The sequence below is a fragment of the Shewanella sp. GXUN23E genome, assembly GCF_050865035.1.
In the GTDB taxonomy this organism is placed as follows: Bacteria; Pseudomonadota; Gammaproteobacteria; order Enterobacterales; family Shewanellaceae; genus Shewanella.
Genome location: NZ_JBOZWP010000001.1, coordinates 376,920 through 396,443, shown reverse-complemented (window position 1 = coordinate 396,443; position 19,524 = coordinate 376,920). Strand labels below are relative to the sequence as shown.

The following is a 19,524-nucleotide window of genomic DNA, read 5'->3' as shown; positions in this document are numbered from 1 at the left end:
AGAAAACTGGAAGTGTCATTTGGCATGTCGTAGGGGTCATCCCCGCCAGTGAAGGTTTCTATTTGCTATAACAATTAGACAACAGGTGGAGGGGTTATGACGTCGTTTCGAAAGAGTGCGATATCGCTGGCATGTTTGAGTGTGTTGGCTGGGGGGACCAGTCAGATTGCGGTCGCAGCGGAAAAGGCGGATGTCAACAAGCAGGAAATGGAAGTCATTGAGGTGCGGGGTATTAAGTCCAGCCTCAAAAAATCATTGGATGATAAGCGCTTTGCCGATCAGGTTGCAGACATGATTTCGGCAGAAGACATCGGCAAACTGCCGGATGAAAACGTTGCTGATGCATTGCAGCGGGTGACCGGGGTGACCATTTCCCGCAGTGATGGTGAAGGTTCGACTGTCAGCGTTCGCGGCGTCGCACCAGGATTGACACAAATTACCGTTAACGGCCAGGGGCAGGCCAGTGCTGCCGGTGAAGGACGGGAGTTTTCCTTTGATGCCATTTCTTCAGAAAACGTATCGGCACTGCAGGTGATCAAAAGCCCGACCGCCGATATGGAAGAAGGCGGTATTGGTGCCACGGTTAACGTCGTGACCCGCCGTGCACTGGATTTCAAGGGCGACAAAACCAAGATATCTGCCTTTGCTGATTACTCAGAATTGACCAATAAAACCGAGCCCAGATTGTCAGGTCTGGTCAGTCGCCAGAATGAAGACAAAACTTTTGGCGTGTTGCTGTCTGCCAACCATACCGTCAGAACTTTGCAGGAAGATGCATTGCGTGGCTGGGGGTGGCGTGAAAATACTGTTGAAGCCAAAGATGGTGTTGTCGAAGGCGGAGAAGTGGGGGATGAGTATTCTTATCTGAACCGTATCCGTTATCAAACCGGCACCACTGAGCGCACCCGTACCGATGGTACGCTGTCGTTCCAGTGGCAACCCACGGATGCCCTGGAATTGTATTGGGATACCTTGTACAGCCATTTGGTACAGGTTCGCGATGAAACTTTCCTAGAAACCCGTTTCCCCGTTAATACCGGTAAAAATAAATCAAAAGTTATTAAGGATAACTCTGATTCCGCAGTGATTAATGAGAATGGCACTTTAGTTGCCGCCAGAATATCAGATGCTCAGTTATTTAATAACGCCTGGTACAGTAAAGAAACCACCAAAACCGTCACCAGCACACTGGGCGGCGAATATAATATCAATGACGACTGGCAGTTATCGTCAGAAATAGGGTATTCCCACAGCTTACGTCATACCGATGATAATGCGACCTCATTTGCCCAGGCCGATAATGCATTTGAGATGGACTATCATCTTGAGGGGCGTTTCCCGGTTATTGATTACTATTTCCCCGGAGATGATATTCCGGATAATCCGGGGGATATTCAGTTTTATACCACTAAAGCGCCAACTTTCAGGGTTCAGCTTTACGATATTGAAGATACCAAGGAAACATTCAAATTTGATCTGCAGCGCGCAATTGATCACGATATTTTTAACGGCATCAGTTTCGGTGCGTTAATCAAGCATCAGAATAAGAGCCGGATTAAATTTGAACATGTGAATTCTCCCTTTAATGGTCACAGCCTGAGTGAATTTGCCGATGGCAACATTACAGGGCTTTATGACGGCTCTGATGCACAGGTATCCAGCCAGAGTTGGGCCAAGACGCCGCTTAAAGCAATGCGTGAGGCTGCGCTGGCAGAAGGGTTTGATTTCAGTGTCGAGCATGTGCCTTCGTTTGACTATGATGTGACCGAAAACACCCAGGGCGCCTATGTCCGGGTAGACTATGATACTCAGGTATTTGGTGACAAGGCATTGCGAGGAAACTTCGGTGTCCGTTACGTTAACACGGACGTAGAGTCCCTTGGCTCTACCGAGGAACTGGATGGCAGTCTTACTGAGCGTAAGGTCACCAACAACTATGCGGATGTGTTGCCATCTTTCAACCTGGCGCTGGAACTGACTGACGATCTGCTGCTTCGCGGTGCAGTAGCCAAAGTCATGTCGCGTCCATCTCTGGTTGATCTGTCTGCTCACCAAGCCATCAGTAACAGTGAAGATATTATTATCATCCGTCAGGGTAACGCCAAGCTGGACCCTTATCGTGCCACCGCCTATGACCTGTCTCTGGAATGGTACTTCAAAGAGGCCTCAGTGCTCTCTGCAGCACTGTTTTATAAAGATGTCGACTCCTTTATTTTCGACTTGAGAAGCACCTCTGTGGATGATCAGGGTAATGACGTTGAAGTTATTGCTCCAACCAACGGAGTGGGAGCTACAGTGAAAGGTGCGGAAATTGCTCTGCAACATCAATTCGATTATTTGCCGGGTTTCCTGGATGGATTTGGCATTAACCTCAATTACACCTATCAGGACAGTGATGCAAACTTCAGTCGCGAAGGTGTGGCCAATAACTTCGGTATGCCCGGACTGTCGAAAAACAGTTATAACGCGGCGCTGTATTACGAGAAATATGATTTCAGCAGCCGTCTTGCTTATAACTACCGCAGTAAATTCCTGATTGAACCATCAGGACGCCAGGAAGATGTGGTATTTGGTGATGCATATGGACAACTGGATTTCACCGCCAGTTATGATATTACCAAAAACCTGTCTGTGACCTTTAACGCGATCAACCTGACAAATGCCGAACAGCGACAATTTGCCGAGTTTGAAGAGCGTTTATATGAAAACTATATCTATGGTCGCAGATATCACTTGGGATTGAGTTATAGCTTTTAATCCCGCTGTTGAAGAAGGTGAGTCAGTAGCCTTCATCAATATTAAGGCCCCGTTAGGGGCCTTTCTTTATTTCCCGCCTGATTTCACCAGTGTAATCCTGTGTAAATGTGTTAAATCACTGTTGCAATCAAATTGTATTATAAATAGTATCTAATTTGTAAATAGCACAAATAGTGGTCACTCTCGCTATAGTTTTTTAAAAGGACCCGGAGAGCAATATGAGATTGATTTGCCTGATAGTGGCGCTGCTGATATCGACAGGATGCCTGAGTTCCCCGCAGGAACCTGCTACCGCGGTTGCCAATCCTCAACGCCCCAATATTCTGTGGATCTATGTTGAAGACATGAATGACTGGATGGGAGCTTATGGTGACCATACAGTGCCAACCCCCAATATTGATAACCTGGCCTCCCAGGGGGTGCGGTTTGATCAATTGATTATGCCTGCGCCTGTGTGCTCAGCGGTACGCTCCGCCATTATCGCCGGTGACATGCAAACCACCTTAGGGCTGCACAATCACAGAAGTGCACGCTTTGACTACAATCCCATTACCTTGCCAGCAGGCCACAAAAGCGTGCCTGAATTGTTTCGTGATGCCGGTTATGACACCTTCAACATAGGCAAGGATGATTATAACTTTCACTACGACAGAACCCGCTTTTACTCTTTGTCACCAGGTCCCATCGTCGGTCATCAGGGCCAGCTGGAAGGTCCTGAGTTTGACTGGGCGGCGACAGTGGCCAAATCCGGCAAACCCTTTTTCGGACAATTGCAGCTGACTGGCGGCAAGTACAAAGAAAAGAACCCTCCGTTCAAAGTCGATCGCAATAGCCTGACTTTGCCGCCCTATTACGCTGATCTGCCGCTGACCCGCGAATACTGGGCGATGCAGTATGAGGCTGTGCATGCTACCGATCTGGATGTCGGCAAGGTGCTGGCACAATTGGAGCAACATGGACTGCTGCAAAATACCGCGATCTTCTTCTTCACCGACCATGGTAACGGCAGCCTGCGCCACAAGCAGTTCCTCTACGATGGTGGTTTGCAGGTGCCGCTGGTGGTCAGCTGGCCTGCCGGTAATGAGCAGATCCGCAAACTGGGTGCGGTGCGCAGTGAACCTCTGCGTGGACTGGACATAGGCGGCACCAGCCTGGGGCTGGCAGGCATTGCAATCCCGGACTACATGACCACGGAAGACTTCTTTGCCACCGATTATCAGGCACCTGAATGGATTATTTCAGCGCGGGACCGGCTGGATTACACCTTCGACCACATGCGTTCTGTCAGAACCGACCGTTTCAAATATATCCGTAATTTCATGCCCCAGCGTCCTTATATGCAGCCTCAGTACCGGGATAAGTGGCCTATGACCAAGGAGTATCGCAAGGCTTACCGTGAAGGCAAGTTCAATGAAGTACAGGCGCAGTTGATGGCACCCAACAAGCCGCAGGAGGAGCTGTATGACCTCAAGGCAGATCCTTTTGAAATTCACAATCTGGCCAGCGATCCTGCGTTTCAGGCTCAGTTGCGACAAATGCGTACCGTGCTGATCGATTGGATGGCGGCTACCGATGATAAGGGACAGTACCCGGAGAGCGATGAAGGCGTCCGCGAAGTGCTGGAGTTCTACAAAGATTGTGCCAGTCCCGAGTGCCTGGACTATCTGAAGCGTCATCCCAAAAACCAATAGCAGTCCAAAACAAAAACAAGCAAAACCAATAACAATCAAAAAAATAGTGCCGAGGAGCTGAAAGATGGAACGACGTACTTTTATCAAATCGCTGTCGGGCGCCCTGGCAATGGCATCCGTTGGCAATGTCACCGGTGCCATGGCCGGTGGCAAGCAGGTGTCCATTGCCGATTTCGGCGGCAAGCCGGACTCCCGTGACGATGTGGTACCGGCACTGAAGCAGGCGCTTGAGTATTGCCGTGAGAATCCGGGGACAACGCTGGTGTTCCCCAAAGGCCGCTATGACTTCTGGTATACCCTGGCGGATCAGGATTTCTATTACATCTCCAACAACGACGATGGTATCAAGCCGGTAGCCTTTCCTCTCAGCGGCTTTCACAATTTTACCCTGGATGGTCAGGGTTCCAGCTTTGTGTTTCACGGTGGCATTGTGCCTTTTATGGTAACTCAGTCCCGCGGTGTAACCCTGCAGAACTTTTCCATCGATTGGGACGTGCCGTTTCACTGTGAGGCCATTATTGAGGCCGTTAATCCGCAGCAAGAGTATGTTGAAGTCAGAGTGAAACCCGGATTTCGTTATCGCGTTGAAGATGGCCGCTTCCGTTTTGTGGGGGAGGGATTTGAAAACCCTGTCATCAAAAATTTGCTGGAGTTTGATACCGAGCGGCAGGAGCAGGCCTATATGGCCCAGGACAACTTCCAGCGTGAGATCCAGCCAATCACCACACAGGTGCGTCCGGGCGTGCTGCGTCTGACGACCAGGCTGTCAACCTGGCCCAAAGTCGGCAATACCCTGCTTATCATGCAGGAGCACCGTGACTGGCCGGCAGTGGCGCTGCAGCAGACCAAAAACACCTGGCTTGAGAATATCGACATCCATCATTCCGGTGCCATGGGAGTGATCGCCCAACTGGCCGATGGCGTGAAGCTGGACAAGGTTCGTATTCAACCGACGCAAACCTCAGGTCGTCTGGTTTCAACCACTGTGGATGCAACTCATTTCGTCAATTGCCGCGGCCATATTGTTCTGAAAGACTGCATTTTTCAGGGACAAATTGACGATGGCACCAATATTCATGGCATGTACGCCAGAGTGGCGCAAATCCATAGCAGCAAGAGCGTGACCTTTGAACTGGTTCACTATCAGCAGTTGGGGATAGATATTTTTGAACCGGGCAGTCAGGTGAGCTTCAGTGATGCGGATCTGCAGGTATTTCACACCAACGAGATAGCCACAACTGAGCGTCGTGACGCCAAATACTGGACCGTGGAGTTCAAAGAGTCGCTGCCAGCAGGGCTGAAGATTGATGATGTGCTGGATAATCTGACCTGGCAACCCGAGCATGTGCTGATCAGCGGCAGCCGCTTCCAGCGCAACCGTGCCCGAGGCGCGCTAATCTCGGCCAAAGGCAAGATCATTATCGAAAACAATTACTTCCATACTCCTGGTATCGCCATCAAGATAGGTTCCGGGGGGACCAAGTGGTACGAGTCCGGCCCGGTTGAATCAGTGGAGATCCGCAACAACCTGTTCGATAACTGCAACTATGCCAAGGCCTCGTCAGCCATCGATATCGTGCCTGGTCGCAAATCGGATGCCGACACGCCGTTTCACCGCAATGTTCGCATCCATGACAATGAGTTCAAAGTGTTTAACGGCAGGGTGCTGACCGCCAGTCGCACCAGCGATGTGATATTCGTCAATAACAGGATCGTGCTGACCGATGAATATCCAAACCAGCCGGGTAAGGTGGCGGCGGTGCAGGTTGAGCGCTCCAGTGGCTTTGTCCATGGCGACAATGATTTTGTTGGCTTTGATGAGCGCAGCAAACTGGTGTCCATCAATGAGGTGACCATTCAGCGCAAGACAGGCAAGAACGGTGTCGAGGAAGAAGTCTGATGAAAGCACTGCTGTTGTGTTCTCTGGCCTGTCTGGCGCTGCAACCCGCAGCAGCGGCTGCGCTGGACGCCAAACCGGATCAGAAATCCCGCGATAATCTGTTGTTTATTATGACAGATGAGATGAAATGGGATGTGATGGGCGTAGCCGGTCATCCGGTGGTCAAGACCCCGAATCTGGATCGCCTGGCGGCCCAGGGGACATATTACCGGACGACCTATACGGCGGCACCTATCTGCTCGCCCTCCAGACGGTCATTCTTTACCTCACGTTATCCTCACGTCCATGGCGTATTGGATAACACCAGGGATGCCCTGGCCAATGATGCCGAAGTGGATCTGCCGACCTTGCTGAAACATCAGGGGTATGAAACCGCCATTTCCGGGAAATTGCACTTTTATCCCGAGTGGCACGACTGGAGCTTTGACTATTTCTGGTCCAGAACCAGTGAAGGCCCCAACCGCGAGCCGACATATCGCCAGTATATGCAGGCCAAATACGGCCCGGAAGCCTTTGTTCCCAAACCCGGCAGTGTGCCTTATCCCAGAGATCCACTGGGACATGATCTGGGCCAATACCGTTTTGACAAAGCGGACTTTGAGACCTTTTGGCTGACAGACAGGGCGCTTGAGTACCTGGATCAGCGTAATGGCGAGAAGCCCTTCTTTTTATTCCTGAGTTTCAACGAGCCTCACAGTCCGTATCGGGTGACTGAGCCTTATGCGTCCATGTATGACCCCAGTAAGCTGTCGGTGCCTGTCATTCCTGCAGAGGTCAAGGCACAGCGTCAGGCGGCTATCGCCAAAGGAAACAAGGGAATGTCCCGGCATTTGATCGATGATGAGCAGATGATGCGGGATCTGACGGCCCAGTATCTGGGGCATATCACCAACGTGGATGACAATGTCGGGCGGGTGCTGAGCTATCTGGACAGTTCCGGGCTGGCGGACAACACCATAGTGGTGTTCAGCGCCGACCATGGCAACATGCTCGGGGATCACGGCAAGTGGTTCAAAGGAGTGATGTATGAAGGCTCCAGCCGTATTCCGCTGATCATCCGTGCAGGCAAAAACACCCAATATGCCAGGTTGTTCAATCAGGGCAAAGTCGTCGAGCAGGTCGTGGAGAGCATAGATGTGATGCCAACCCTGCTGGAGATGATGGCCATCGATATCCCCAACGGTGTTCAGGGGCAATCACTGCTGCCACTGACTGCAGGCAAAGCACAAGACTGGAAGAATTCTGCCTTTTCCCAGCGCAGCGATCTGATGTACCGCCAGGGCGATTACAAGCTCATTGTCTCAGGTACGTCCGGCGAGGGTGAGGCGGAACTGTATGATCTGCGTCGTGACCCAAAGGAGCTGCATAATCTGGCGGATGAAGCCGGATATCAGGAGCGGGTCACCCGCATGCGCCGGGCCATTCATGGCTGGCAGGCGAATAAACCGGCCCCTATCACTGTGCCCGGACTGACCGTGCCGGCCCATTTGTACAACAGTGACTCACTGCGGAAAGCTCAACATAAATCGGTGCAGGCGATGATGGCTAAACACCCGAAATGTTTTCAAAACCAGTGTGATGCCAAACCGGCTGCAGGAGAATAACCATGATTTACCCTAACTTCAGTCAGGGATTGCGACCGCTGGTGGCCATGATGGCGCTGACGCTGTCGATGACAGCCTGCGCGCAAACCACCGCGCCAGCGGCAACTGACGATAAGCAAACTCAACAGCAACCCAACATATTGCTGCTGTTCGCCGACGATTTGGGCTGGACAGATCTTGGCTATCGCAGCGGCCGCTGGGATACCCCCAATATCGACAGTCTGAAACAGCAAAGTCTGGAGTTCACCCGGGCTTATGTGGCCTCACCCACCTGCAGCCCGAGCCGGGCATCGGTGATTACCGGCCAGCATCCGGCACGGCTGAAGATGCCCAGACACATTCCCGATGGCAGCGCCAAAATGGGATTCGACAAGTTCCACCGCGCGACTCAGGAGTTTCATGTGTTACCGACTGATCCGGCGCAGGAACCCTCACGAAACTACTTGCCGCTGGAGGTGACTTCGATTGCCGAGGTCATGAAGCCGCTGGGCTACTACACCGCATTTTCCGGCAAGTGGCATCTGGGATCTGAAGAGTATTTCCCCATCAAACAAGGCTTTGATGAGCAGTTTGGGGTATCTACCGCAGGTCATCCCAAAAGTTACACTGCGCCATTTTGGGAGGCCTACCGCAATCCTTATCCGGATACGCCACCAGGCACCTACCTGACCGAGCGATTGACCGATGATGTGGTGCGCTTTATCAAAGGCTATGACAAACCACAGCCGTTTATGCTGACCAATTTCTACTATACAGTGCACACCCCGCATGAGGGACCTGCCGAAGGTGTTCAGAAATATCTGGATAAAGGACTGCAGCCGGATTATGCCAATTTCGGTGCCATGGTTGAGGCGCTGGATAAGTCGGTAGGTCGTATTCTGCAGGCGTTGGAGGAGTCCGGTCAGGCGGATAACACAGTGGTGATCTTCTATTCGGATCAGGGCGGCTTTTTCAGCAACGCGCCGCTGCGGGGTGGAAAACTGGGAGGCAAAGCCCTGTATGAAGGGGGCGCCAGAGTCCCATTACTGGTGCGTTGGCCCGGCGTAACACCTGCCAGCGCTGTCTCTGAGCAACTGGTGTTATCCACCGATATGTTGCCGACCTTTATGGAGATTGCCGGTGGCGATCCGGCCTCGGTCAAACCTCTTGATGGTCAGAGCATAGTGCCGCTGCTGCATGGCAAAACGTCAGATCGTCATCAGGTGATCCTGTATCGCAATTATGAGGATGCTTACGCGGCTGTGATAGGTGAACGCTGGAAACTGGTGGCGTTCGTTTCAGGTAAAGCCGAGCTGTATGACCTGCAGGCCGATCCATCGGAAACCACAGATGTGGCGGCCCAGTATCCGCAACAGGTTCAGGCAATGAAACAGTCGTTGCTTGAATGGCAGAAAGAGGTGGGCGTTAACCCCACGCTGAAGCGTCCGGATCTGCTGTAACCCATTGCTTCCGTCTGTTGCCGGGCAGCAGACAGACGGAGGTCGGACTCTTCGGGTCTTGGAGTCCATTTGTTGCTGCCCAACCTGAATATCGGTTTCATTTGCGCTTGGTGCCAATTCAGAGACGTTTTTGGGAGTGCTGTCTGGCATCTGTCCGACAGTCGCTTGCAGGTGCTCAGTATTGTCACTGTTTCAGCCGTCGGCTTCAGTTGTGTATTGCTGCTAGGGACGCTCACTCCTGAGCACATGATACAGGGCGAAGCTGTGACAGACGTACGTTGAGTGGCGCTGAAGCCTGATGAAGCAGATATCCATAGTTCTTACTTGTGTACTTTTGGCGTCCCAACGCTATTAGGCCGGGGTCTCGGTTGGCTCACCTGTGACTCCGGCCATTTTTTTGGTTGCAGATTCAGTCTGAATTTCTTTTGTTGGTAGATGTCGGGAGTGGCACTGCGAACGTCTGATCATCTTTGTATGACAGCGGCTCAAGCTATGGCTAACACCGAGTGGCGGTATTGTCCCGAGTGGTATTTGGCAGGTCAAATTTTGTTGTCTTTTCTTTTTCCTCTTTTTCTCTTTTTTAGCTCAGGCCCGGGCTGTAAGTTAGCTGCAGGTAAGTGGTCACTTACACCAACTTCGTTAATAGTTGGATCAATTCAGAGCGTGTCAGGGATGCTGATTCAAGGCACATTGATTGACTAAGGGGGCTCCCGTTAAGAGCAATGCAACATACAAGCAGGATGCCTGACATGCTCACGCAGTGCGGGTTTCAATGCACTTGATACTGTGCTCAGCCGTCTAGGCATAGCACCACTATGACTTCGCCGGCTCGCAAGCCACAAGGATGTGGCGAATGTCATTAATGCACGACTGTATGGATGCAGGAGGTAGCGCAGTGCTGGAGCCGTTGCCGAGGAGCCGTTAGTGACCTTGTCTCAAGCGCATTGAACTCCCGCGGAAACAGATCAACTATTAAATGAAATTGGTATTATGTGTTTTTGGGATGTCAATTGCGGCACAATCATTGCGACCGACTATAACGGGTTGGCTTGAGGAACAACATTCCTGAGTTGCTGCTGATATTGCGTTGATAGTGGTAAAAGAAGGTTGTGAGCTAATACCGGTGTGACTCACCGCTTTTTGGCATCACGTTAAATTTACCGGCGTCAATCGTGGATAACCAACTGACGCCGGGCCGCATCTTTTACTCAGTTACCGCTTTGCAACAGTTGATTGAGCGTCACCCAATCGCCGGCCTTTCGGGCAAGCGCCAGACCAAGCGCATGCAATTGCGGATCGGCACCATGGGTTTGCAGGTAGGTTTTCAATATCTTCAGCGCCTGTACCTGCTTACCATTGTTGTCCAGAGCCAGCAGATAGCCGTACACATATTGTCCATTGTCGGGCGCCAGGGTGGCAGCCTGGCTCAGGTGTTGCTCTGCTTCCTGATAAGTTTTGGCTCTGATCAGCTGTAAGCCATAGCCATAATGTAGATCCGCCGATTGGGGGTTATTGGCTAGCCCAAGCCTGAATATTTCGCCCGCTTTTGCCGTTTGCCCAGTCGCCCGGTAGATATCTGCCAGATTCACATAGGCGGGGGCGAAAAATGGATCAATCCTGATGCTTGCCTGCAGTTCATCCGACGCTTCCTGCCAGCGACCCGTAGCCAGTAACATCAACGCCTGATTCATGCGACCTTCGCCGCGCCAGGCGCTTATTCGATTGGCGCTGTTAAGCTCACTGATGGCAGGTGATGAGGGCTCCTGCTGTGGCTGATTCATCGACAGCGTGCGCGCCGCGGCTACCCGCACCGCGCGCAGGTTATCGTCAAGTAAAGGGGTGATCAGTCCCTGCTGTGCCGATTGCGGCAGCAGTCCGCCCTGAGCGGCAGCTGCCAGCCTGAGCAGGGGCTCTGCATGATGCAGATACCGGCTGAACCACTCCGACGGCAGTTCATTGTGGGTTATTGGCAACAGTTCAATGGCGCTGGCGCGACTCAGCACAGGCAGGCTGGCGTCATCGATAATTGCACGGTGTGCCTGCGCACTGATTGGCGCGCCGGCTCTTAATTCAATCAGGCGCAATTGATTGGCGCTAAGCTGGGCTTTGGGGTTGGGATACGCTTTGTTGACCTGAGCTATGGCCCACTGAGTTCCTTTGTCCGAGTGGCAACGCTCGCAAGCATTGGGGATGCCAAATTGCGCCGTGAGCGCCGGTCTGGGAATGCTGAAGCTGTGGTCACGTCTGTCATCCACTCCCATATAACGGGTTTGGGGCATATGACAATCGACACACTGGCTGCCTTTGCTGCCCGCCTCATGATTGAGATGAGCTGCAACATTGTAGGCATCTGGGTTGTGGCATTGCAGGCACAGGCCGTTGCCCGGCACTTTGACTTGCATGGTGTGACTGTCATGACAATCCTGGCAATTGACCCCCGCCGCGGCCATTTTGCTTTGCATAAACGAGCCGTAGACGTAGACCTCTTCCTTGATTTGGCCATCAGCATAGTAGAGCGGGGCGTTGACCAACTGTGGACTGAACTGCTCCAGAAAGGGGACGTTGGCCTTGAATCCATCGGTCAGCGGTGTGCGCAGCGAGTGGCAGGCAAAACAGTTTTCCATAAAGCGGTTGTCGCGGGGCGGTCCTTGCCAGGACGCTATGTTGGTCGCCTTGTCCCTTTGCCAGCTGCCTTTGCCGGTCACCTGGATTTGCAAACTGGCCTGCTGACTCAGTGCCGTTTGCGGATCCCTTGCGTGGGCCTGCATGTCGCCATGACAGGACAGACAGCCAACATTGATGTTGTCCCAGCGGGTCGCGAATTCGTCTTTATCCGGATCATAGTGACGCACCAGACCGTCGGAATGACAATCGGCGCACATGCCGTTCCAGTTTTGCAGTGGCTGACGCCAGTGCAGTCTGTCATTGGCGTCTATTTGCTCTGTGGCGTAGTTGTGATACCAGCGCTGACCGCCTTCCTGCTCCGGCCTGCTGTCCCACGCGAATGGCAATACCTGCAGCCGGCCTTTACCGGTACTGACCAGATACTGCTGCAGCGGGTAATACCCAAAACTGTACAGCACCTCAAAGGTTTGCTGCTGATTGCCATCATCAATATCGGCCATGGGCTGGCCATTGTGCAGATAAAAACGGGCCTGCTGATCAAAGTGGCTGACCTTAATATCAGAGAAGTCTGCAGCAATCTTATCCGGCGTATCTGGTGTGCCTGGCGTGGAGGTAGCCAGAGCCATGGCGCGGGCATGGTCGGATGCTTGCCAGGCCTGATGTTGTGCGCTGTGACAATGGGTACATACAGTATTATCGAGCGCTACCGGTTTTATGCCCGGATTGGCCTGGGATGCGCTGCAACACAGCAGCAAGGCGGCAAGACTGATATTCAAAGGTAAGGACACAATTACTCCTGAAGCTGGCCGTCCATGTAAGTGGCTGAGACGGTAAATGGCTGAGTCTGCCGATGGCGACGCCTGCCTATCATTAAGCTCGCCAATAATGGCGGCCTGTCGGTTATCATGCTGTGAGAATGTTAACAATCTGAATTTATCATATATATTTCAGGAGGGATGTGCCAGATTCGCAACTGTACTAATGACCCTGGACTATCTGCTCTGGCGCCTGAAGTATGATGATGATCCCTGATACACCTGACATTCATTGACTCTTAACTGTTTGATAAAAATCGCTGTGGCGTGATTTTCCCCAACAAGGGAACACCGGCTTGCTCATGTTGCGGATTTGTGTAAATCTGGGTAAATCGCCTGATATTTATATTATAAATGGTATTAAATTGAGCCAGGTCGGTGATTTTCGCCGGTAATCGGACAATGAAATATCAAAGAGGGAAAGCATGAAAACAAGGTCAAGGGCGTCGACATTGCTGTGGGGGCTGGCAGCAATGCTCGTCAGTGGATGGGGAGTTGCAGGTGAGCCTCAGACCGCTGAACGCAAGCCCAACGTGCTGGTGGTGATGGCCGATGATATGGGGTTTGGTCATGTGGCCATGAATCTGGATCTGGCGCTGGAGGGCAGCTACAACCCTCAGAATCTGGAGCGCGACAGCCAGCGCTACTCTCCGGCGCTGGCGCGGGAGTTTGCCGGCCGGGCCACGCCGACCCTGAGTCAGCTGGCCAGTGAGGGCGTGCGCTTTACCAACGCTTACGTGCCCAGTCCCCTGTGTGGTCCGAGTCGGGCGGCACTGATGACGGGACGCTACCCGCAGCGATTCGGGGTTTACAATAACGCGGATGTGAAAGCGGCCGGTCTGCCGGTTTCTGAGCGGGTGCTGGCGCAGGAGTTTCAACAAGCGGGTTATCGCACCGGGGCCATTGGCAAGTGGCATTTGAGCAAAGGCGAGGGCAAAGCGGACAACAAGGAAGGTCAGGCGCCCAATGCCAGAGGCTTTGACTATTTCTTTGGTTTTGACCGTTCTGGCACCCCTTATTATGGGTCGACCATTCTTGAGGAGAATGGCAACAAAGCCAAAGCCAAGGGGTATCTGACAGATCAGCTGACCGACAAAGCCATCTCCTTTATTGAAGCGGATAAATCCCGCCCCTTCTTTTTATATCTGGCCTACAACGCGGTACACGGTCCGTTGAAAGAGCCTGCTCCCGAACAATATCAGCAGCAATTTCAGAGCGGTGATAAGTATCTGGATATTTTCTATGCCTATCTGTACGCACTGGATCAGGGGGTTGCCCGCGTGATGGCATCCCTGGCCAAGCAGGGGCAGCTGGACAACACCATCATTATGTTCCTGAGTGATAACGGGGCCCCGGGTGGCAAGCCATTCCCGCTGCCGGCCAATGCGCCTTTTACCGGTTACAAAGGTCAGGTCTGGCAGGGTGGCACCCGGGTGCCGGTGGTGATTTGGGGACCAAAATCATTGATTAACGGCGGGCGGGTCGATGATAAGCCGGTGTCGTCAATGGATTTGTTGCCTACCGCACTGGCGGCAGCCGGTCAGACGTTACCTGCCAATCTGGATGGTGTAAGCCTGCTGCCACGCCTGAAAGCGCCGGTTGCAGACAGGCGCCAGCTGTTCTGGGCCAGTCAGGTGTCTCATCACTGGGGATTCGACCGGGATGACGATGGTGGAAAAGTTGACGACAAAGCCTCCGGCGAACCAGCCTGGGCGGTACGCAGTGGTCCCTGGATGCTGAGATACTGGGCAGACACCAAAACCACTGAGCTGTTTGATGTCACAGAGGATCACGCGGAGCAGCACAATCTTGCCAAGGCCAATCCTCAGGTGGTCGCCAAACTGACTGAGGACTACCGGCAGTGGTTCAACACGCTGGCAAAGCCTGCCGGTTGGGAACTGCAGTACTGGCAACAACTGGCAGTGAAATAACCGGGTTTTTGCCATAGCGAACGAACAGGGGATAAGCGTAATGAAACAAGCCAAATTGACTTTGCTCAGCGGATTACTGGCATTGAGCTGCGCATTGCCGCTCATTGCCGCGGAGCAACAGGCTCCCAATATTCTGCTGATCCTGGTGGATGATTTGGGATGGATGGATCTGGGGGCCTATGGCAGCCAGTATTATGAGTCGCCCAACATTGACCGGCTGGCGAGTCAAAGCCGGTTGTATACCCAGGCTTACGCCGCATCTCCGGTTTGTTCGCCGACCCGGGCAGCATTGATGACAGGCAAACATCCCAGCCGACTCAAAATCACCACTCATATCCCCGGATTCGAGGAGCCTCATCCCAGAGTTACTGAACCCCAAAAGGCCGAACATTTGGCGCTGGAGGAAGTGACGCTGGCCGAGACGCTGCGAGCCAGTGGCTACGACACCTTCTTTGCCGGGAAATGGCATTTGGGGGGCGACGGGTATTTGCCGACTGATCAGGGGTTTGATGTCAATATTGGCGGGTTCGACAAAGGCTCGCCAAGAGGTGGCTATTATGATCCCTATAAAAATCCGCAACTGCCCAATCGTAAGCCGGGGCAACATCTGACCGACAGGCTGACGGAAGAAACCATCGCCTTTATCGAGCAGCCCCACGATAAACCGTTTTTTGCCATGCTGTCCTACTACGCGGTACATACTCCGCTGGAGGCCGGACCGCAGAAGTACGAATACTTCAGTGACAAATCAGACAAAGTGGGCAGTAAACCGGCTTATTTACTGGATGACGTCAATCACAGCCGTACTCAGCTCAGTCAGGTCGACGCCAAATATGCCTCCATGATTTGGGCGGTGGACCGCTCGGTGGGCAGATTGCTGGAGACCTTGAATAAACTGGAGCTGGATGACAATACCCTGGTGGTGCTGACGTCGGACAATGGGGGATTTTCTACCCGGGCACAGGGTGACGACAGAGAGGTTTCCACCGCCAATCTGCCGCTGCGATTGGGCAAAGGCTGGGTGTATGAAGGCGGGATCCGCATCCCCTTGATGATCCGCATGCCCGCGCAGCAAAAGGGGCAGTTGTATGACACCCTGACCTCCACGGTCGATCTGTATCCCACGCTGGCGCATGTCGCCGGGGCAAGTGTGCCTCAGGGCATAGACGGTGATGATCTGCTGGCGCTGGATGAACATCCGGATGAGGCCAGAGGGCGTACTCTGGTTTGGCACCACCCTCATTACCATGCCAGCGGCAACACGCCCAGCGTAGCGGTCAGGCAGGGAGACTGGAAGCTGATTACCTTTTATGAGGATAACCGCCAGGAGCTGTATAATCTGGCCAGTGATATTACCGAGCAGCGAAATCTGTTGTCGCAGCAACCACAGGTTCATCAGCAATTGCAGCAGCAACTGGATAGCTGGTATCAGCGCTATCAGATTGAGCAGGCCAGGCCACTGGTGAAATAAGGATGCGCAATAATTCGCAGTTAAATTAACGCGTTGATGCTGGCGGTTATGAAAAATAAAGCTCCCGATTGGGAGCTTTATTGATTGACAGGCCGGCACAGTCTCAAGCCTGTGCCACTGGTTAACAACCAGAGCAATTACTGCTTATCAGTTACCTTTAAGGTTTTGTCTGGCATCCTGCATATTGGTGCCTTGCAGGTAGGTGGGGCTGACCTTCGCCATGGCGCTGAGTTTGGGCAGCTCTGCCATGGCAGCGTGCAAACGGTCGGCGCCATGATTGATGGCTACATGAATATCATCGGCGACGGTTTCGGTTTGAATGTAAATCGGATTTCCTGCTCCGCCTTTTTGCCGCAGATAGTAAGTGACGTCATTGCGGCTGGTTTCATCGCCAATGTCGGCCAGTCCCAGTGAGTTATTTCCCAGCACGCAGCGGCCGGGCGCCTGTGCCAGACAGTAATCCATCAGACTGTTGACGAACTCAGGCTTCAGCGCCCAACCGTTTTCATAGTCTTTCCACATGTTGTAAGCCATGCCGATATGGGTGTTTTTCCACTTATTGGCGGCAATGCGGATTTCCCACTCCAGACAGTTTTCATCCTTGGCCAGAGTCAGGCCGTTGTCCCTCATGATGTCGATATTTTTGCGGCCATCATCCCGGTTGTTGTCATTGGGATTACGCCACATGGTTTCGGCGTTGTGGGTCATACAGCCGGACACTGCTACCTCGCGGATCAGCGGATTGCCATCATATTTGGCCGCCAGTTTGGTTTGGAATGTATTCCACAGTGGGCGGAACAGCTTGGATTTCCAGAAAAACGGCAGGTAACCTTCTTTACCATTTTTGTACTGGGCATAGAATTGGCCGGTTTCCTTCCCGACCCAGGCGGGGGAGTAAATCCCGGCAAACACCCGCAGTTTAATTCCCAGCTTGTTGTTGGGATGTGCATCGTTCCACTGGGTAACTGCTGTAATTGCCTGGTCGATCACGTTGTTTGAGGTGATTTCACCGTCTTTGGTGGTTTGCAGGTGTGCCCATTCAACCTGAACAACAATCCCATCAACTGAGGTGCCCCAGTTGGCACCGTTGGGATTGTCGAAGTGATTGCGCTGACCCACAGCACCGCTGGTGTCACCGCGCAGCACAAAGCCGGTGATCCTGTCTTTGGCCTGGGCCATTTGTCCGGCGAACGCCGAGCAGATGAGCAGGGTGGCAAGTATATATTTCATGTAGAGTTCCTCGTATTTGTACGGTCTTCATTGTGAAGACGGGGGCTCCAACTACATCTTTGCTTTCGAAACCTTGTTGCTCCTTCAACGGCCACAAAAAATGAAGGACTCTAATTTCTATCATATGTAACATTTATATTACAATAAATCTAAAGTGGCAGAACTGTATCAATGCCATGCTTCAATTGCTTGCCGGGTTCCCAACGGCCACTCAGTCATTATCGCGTTGCCAGAAAACTCCCGCTGGTAACTGCTTGGATATCTCCAGATCAGGCCTATTGACCGATACTTTTGTCGTCACCGATTGTCTATTGCGGCCGGATCGGAGAAAATACCCGCCAATTTTTGATTCACTCCACTGGCCACCTGCGTTGGCCGGTCAACCAGAAGATAGTCACAGATGTCCAATTCTTTGCAGCAGGAAGTCGGCAAACGCCGTACCTTCGCCATTATTTCGCACCCGGACGCCGGTAAGACCACCATCACCGAGAAGGTGTTGCTGCACGGTCGCCAGATCCAGACCGCGGGCACGGTAAAAGGCCGTGGCTCCAATCAGCATGCCAAATCAGACTGGATGGAGATGGAAAAAGAACGTGGTATCTCGGTGACCACCTCTGTGATGCAGTTTCCTTACAATGATTGTCTGGTGAATCTGCTGGATACCCCGGGTCACGAAGACTTCTCGGAAGATACTTATCGTACACTCACCGCGGTTGACTCCTGTCTGATGGTGATTGATGCCGCCAAAGGTGTGGAAGACCGTACCCGCAAGCTGATGGAAGTGACCCGTCTGCGTGATACGCCGATTGTGACTTTCATGAACAAACTCGACCGTGATATCCGCGACCCCATGGAGTTGCTGGACGAGGTTGAAACTGAGCTCAACATCATGTGCGCGCCTATCAGCTGGCCTATCGGCTGTGGCAAGTCTTTCAAAGGCGTGTACCACATCCACCGTGATGAGACCATTCTGTATCAAACCGGTCACGGTCATACCATTCAGGAAGTGCGTATCATCAAAGGGCTGGATAACCCTGAGCTGGATGAGGCCGTGGGCAGTGACCTGGCCGACACCCTGCGTGAAGAGATGGAGCTGGTGGTGGGCGCCTCCAACGAGTTCGATCTGGAGATGTTCCTTGCCGGTGAGCTTACGCCTGTATTCTTTGGTACTGCACTGGGCAACTTTGGTGTAGACCATATGCTCGATGGCCTGACTCAGTGGGCACCGGCACCTATGCCACGAGAAACCAGTGAGCGTACAGTTGAAGCTCAGGATGAGAAGTTCTCTGGCTTTGTATTCAAGATCCAGGCAAACATGGATCCCAAGCACCGCGACCGTATTGCTTTTATGCGCATTGTGTCGGGTAAATACACCCAGGGCATGAAGATGAAGCATGTACGTATCGGCAAAACCGTCAGCATCTCGGATGCTGTGACCTTTATGGCCGGTGATCGTGAGCGTGCTCAGGAAGCCTATGCCGGTGACATTATCGGTCTGCACAACCATGGCACCATTCAGATTGGTGACACTTTTACCCAGGGCGACGATCTGAAATTTACCGGTATTCCTAACTTTGCGCCGGAAATGTTCCGTCGTATCCGTCTTAAAGACCCATTGAAGCAGAAGCAGCTGCTTAAAGGTCTGGTTCAGCTGTCAGAAGAGGGCGCGGTGCAGGTATTCCGTCCGCTGGATACCAATGATCTGATCGTTGGCGCCGTGGGTGTGCTGCAGTTTGAAGTGGTCGTGGCCCGTCTCAAGTCTGAGTACAACGTGGAAGCGATTTATGAAGCGGTGAACGTGGCAACCGCGCGCTGGGTGTACTGCAAGGATGAGCGCAAGCTGGAAGAGTTCCGTCGCAAGTGCTCCACCAACCTGGCGCTGGATGGCGGTGACAATCTGACTTATATCGCCCCGACCATGGTGAACCTGAACCTGTCAGCCGAGCGTTATCCTGACATCGAGTTTGCCAAGACCCGCGAACATTAATTGCTCGCGGCTTGGGATTTCAAAGGCAGCTTCGGCTGCCTTTTGTTATTCTGCTGCAAACGACATCCAGCAGG

Annotated in this window: 10 protein-coding genes; 8 read left to right on the top strand and 2 right to left on the bottom strand. The window is 52.7% G+C overall.

The genetic code is table 11. The features are described from left to right. Positions 1-96: 96 nt before the first annotated feature. From ACRRUX_RS01670 to ACRRUX_RS01650, 5 genes are all read left to right on the top strand, one after another. Positions 97-2,757: a TonB-dependent receptor gene (locus ACRRUX_RS01670; RefSeq protein WP_432526519.1), complete on the top strand. Its 2,661-nt coding sequence runs from the start codon at positions 97-99 to the stop codon at positions 2,755-2,757. A 218-nt stretch (positions 2,758-2,975) separates the two neighbouring features. Next, positions 2,976-4,448 carry a sulfatase family protein gene (locus ACRRUX_RS01665; protein WP_432526517.1) on the top strand — a complete coding sequence of 491 codons (1,473 nt, stop codon included), beginning with the start codon at positions 2,976-2,978 and terminating at the stop codon, positions 4,446-4,448. 64 nt (positions 4,449-4,512) lie between these two features. After that, positions 4,513-6,348, top strand: a complete 1,836-nt coding sequence (locus ACRRUX_RS01660; protein WP_432526515.1) for an alpha-1,3-galactosidase-related protein — start codon at positions 4,513-4,515, stop codon at positions 6,346-6,348. Continuing rightward, positions 6,348-7,952, top strand: coding sequence for a sulfatase family protein (locus ACRRUX_RS01655; RefSeq protein WP_432526513.1), 1,605 nt, complete (start codon positions 6,348-6,350; stop codon positions 7,950-7,952). Before ACRRUX_RS01660 ends, ACRRUX_RS01655 begins: the two co-directional genes overlap by 1 nt. A gap of 2 nt (positions 7,953-7,954) precedes the next feature. Beyond that, the gene (locus ACRRUX_RS01650; protein ID WP_432526511.1) at positions 7,955-9,391 is read left to right on the top strand and encodes a sulfatase; all 1,437 of its coding nucleotides are present in this window, start codon (positions 7,955-7,957) and stop codon (positions 9,389-9,391) included. A gap of 1,208 nt (positions 9,392-10,599) precedes the next feature. On the opposite strand, the gene ACRRUX_RS01645 is transcribed toward ACRRUX_RS01650, so the two are convergent. After that, on the bottom strand, positions 10,600-12,804 hold the full coding sequence (locus tag ACRRUX_RS01645) for a tetratricopeptide repeat protein (protein WP_432526509.1): 2,205 nt from the start codon (positions 12,802-12,804) through the stop codon (positions 10,600-10,602). Between the two features lie 452 nt (positions 12,805-13,256). Between ACRRUX_RS01645 and ACRRUX_RS01640 the strand changes: the two genes are divergently transcribed. Together ACRRUX_RS01640 and ACRRUX_RS01635 are read left to right on the top strand one after the other, a co-directional pair. After that, positions 13,257-14,762 carry a sulfatase family protein gene (locus ACRRUX_RS01640; protein WP_432526507.1) on the top strand — a complete coding sequence of 502 codons (1,506 nt, stop codon included), beginning with the start codon at positions 13,257-13,259 and terminating at the stop codon, positions 14,760-14,762. Positions 14,763-14,802: 40 nt separating this feature from the next. Further along, complete coding sequence (locus tag ACRRUX_RS01635; RefSeq protein ID WP_432526505.1) at positions 14,803-16,233, top strand: sulfatase; 1,431 nt, start codon at positions 14,803-14,805, stop codon at positions 16,231-16,233. A 147-nt stretch (positions 16,234-16,380) separates the two neighbouring features. Here the strand turns inward: ACRRUX_RS01635 and ACRRUX_RS01630 are convergent, their stop codons facing one another. Continuing rightward, entirely contained in the window at positions 16,381-17,463 is a 1,083-nt protein-coding gene (locus ACRRUX_RS01630; protein WP_432526503.1) for a hypothetical protein, read from the bottom strand. Positions 17,464-17,863: 400 nt separating this feature from the next. Here ACRRUX_RS01630 and prfC point away from each other — a divergent pair, with 400 nt between their 5' ends. Beyond that, entirely contained in the window at positions 17,864-19,450 is a 1,587-nt protein-coding gene (gene prfC, locus ACRRUX_RS01625) for a peptide chain release factor 3 (protein WP_432526501.1), read from the top strand. The last annotated feature ends 74 nt before the right edge of the window (positions 19,451-19,524 follow it).